The sequence below is a fragment of the Bartonella senegalensis OS02 genome, from assembly GCF_000312545.1.
Classification (GTDB): Bacteria; Pseudomonadota; Alphaproteobacteria; order Rhizobiales; family Rhizobiaceae; genus Bartonella; species Bartonella senegalensis.
In genome coordinates this window covers 1-770 of sequence record NZ_HE997562.1, presented here as the reverse complement: position 1 = coordinate 770, position 770 = coordinate 1, and the positions used below count along the sequence as shown (strand labels likewise).

Genomic DNA, 770 nt, shown 5'->3' with positions numbered 1-770 from the left:
TTTTAAGCTTGATCAGACGGGTGTAGCTCTAGGGATCAGTGCTGTAAGTGAATTAATGGATGGAGATATTTATATCGGTGGTTTTGGCAGTTATGATCAAGCACGTGTTGCCCATGCACGAGGTGGTGTAAGCGGCATAAATACTTATAGCATTGGAGCTTATGCAACTTATTTTGATCAGAGTGGCTGGTATCTAGATGGTGTTTTAAAATACAATCAATATCAGAATACTCTCAAGGCTGTTTCAACGAATGGTCTAGCCATTGAAGGAAATTATAATCAGTGGGGATTTGGTACGTTATTTGAAGGGGGTTATCGTTATAAGGCGACGATTAGCAGTTGGATGCAACCTTATGCACAATTCAGCTGGTTGCATGTTGAAGGGAAAGAGATCAAGCTCTCGAACGAGATGACGGGTGATATGAATCCCTTTACGTCCTTACGTAGTGAGGTTGGTTTATCTGCGGGATATGAATTTTGCTCAGGTAGAGATGTTACTTCTATGGCTTATATTACGGCTGCTTGGGTACGTGAGAATAAAGATGGCAATCACACGACGATTAATAAGCTGCATAAATTTGTCACAGACTTATCTGGAAACTTTGGTAAATTAGGGGTTGGTTTGAGCAGTTTAGTGAGTGAGAAACTCAAACTTTATGGGGAAATGCAGTATGTTAAAGGAGAGAAGATGAAGCAGTCATTCCAAGGTATTTTAGGGGTACGCTATAGTTTTTAAGGATGTGGCTTGACTTCATTTTCTGATCGTTTTT

General features: G+C 40.1%; 1 protein-coding gene. It reads left to right on the top strand.

Going from position 1 to position 770, the window contains the following annotated elements; all coding sequences use genetic code 11:
* The coding region (locus tag BN200_RS08395; RefSeq protein ID WP_019222118.1) for an autotransporter outer membrane beta-barrel domain-containing protein at positions 1-736 on the top strand (736 nt) is incomplete at its 5' end.
* Positions 737-770 lie beyond the last annotated feature (34 nt).